Source organism: Nocardioides speluncae, assembly GCF_003121585.1.
GTDB lineage: Bacteria > Actinomycetota > Actinomycetes > Propionibacteriales > Nocardioidaceae > Nocardioides > Nocardioides speluncae.
The window spans coordinates 1-1,162 of record NZ_QEOO01000027.1 but is presented as its reverse complement, the minus strand read 5'-3'; the positions used below and the strand labels follow the sequence as shown (position 1 = coordinate 1,162).

General features: G+C 66.9%; 1 protein-coding gene. It reads right to left on the bottom strand.

Annotation, left to right across the window (positions count from 1 at the left end; all coding sequences use genetic code 11):
• The coding region (locus DDV73_RS15465; RefSeq protein WP_240617307.1) for a reverse transcriptase domain-containing protein at positions 1-526 on the bottom strand (526 nt) is incomplete at its 3' end.
• Positions 527-1,162: the final 636 nt, after the last annotated feature.

The following is a 1,162-nucleotide window of genomic DNA, read 5'->3' as shown; positions in this document are numbered from 1 at the left end:
CCCGCCGATCCGACACCCTCCGACCCACCTGCGCCATGAGAACGTCATGGTCGATGTTGTCGAAGAAGCCCCGGATATCGGCCTCGGCCACCTGGGTGTACCCCTGCGGGAACGCCTTCCGGATGGTTTCCATCGCCTGCGTCGCCGACCGCTTGGGACCGAACCCGTACGAGCACGACAAGAAGTCGGCCTCAAAAATGGGTTCCAGCACGATCTTCGCCGCCTGCTGCGCCACCCGGTCGCGCACCGTGGGGATCCCCAACGGTCGGCTACCGCCTGCTGGTTTCGGGATGTCCACGCGCCTGGCCGGCGCGGGACGATACGACCCCGAACGCAGAGCCTGCTGGAGTTCGGCGAGCATCCGCTCCACCCCATACTCCTGCTCCACATGAGCCAAGGTGACCCGATCCACCCCAGCCGCGCCCCGGTTCGCCCGGACCCGTCCCCACGCCTCCCACAGCACGTCACCTCTGCAGATACGGTCATACAGGGCGTGGAAACGGCGACCCTCCTGCTGCTTGGCCACTGTCCATAGCCGACGTTGCAGTTCTCGCACTTTCACCCGTGACGGCTTCCCGTCCAGGGACACCGCCGGGGCTACAACACCCGATCGGGTGTCGGGGTAGCTGGACCGGACCAAGCCGGCCATGCCGGCCATGCCCTCACGCTTCCCCACTTCCTCAGCGCGACCAAAGTCGGGGCCCTTCCCTCCCGGCGCGTTCTGTTGCACGCCGATCACCGGTACTACGACCCCATCGGACTCCCGCTGCACTCCGGACGGTTTCACCATCGGCTTATCCGACCGGTCTCTGCCCGACAAGGCATGCACAGACGGGCCTCTCCTGTTCCAGACCAGACCTTGCACACGTGCCGCCACCCGTACCCCGGAGAGACCCCACCGGCTGACCCCGGAACAGGGCCGGCGGGACATGGCCTTCGCCGTGACATGAGCGGCTCGGCTCTCCCACTGTGAGTGTGACGAGGCTGCAGTGTTCGCTTAACGCTGCGGCCCGCGTGCTTGCTCCCTCCAAAGAGGCTCTCGACACCCCGCTCGGCCCGCCAGATCTCTCCAACGGACTGGGGCCTGCTACCCGGCGCTCCGGTACCTACCGGGACGGGACTCACACCCGCCGGCCTGATCCAGCTTCCAGGACGCAACATG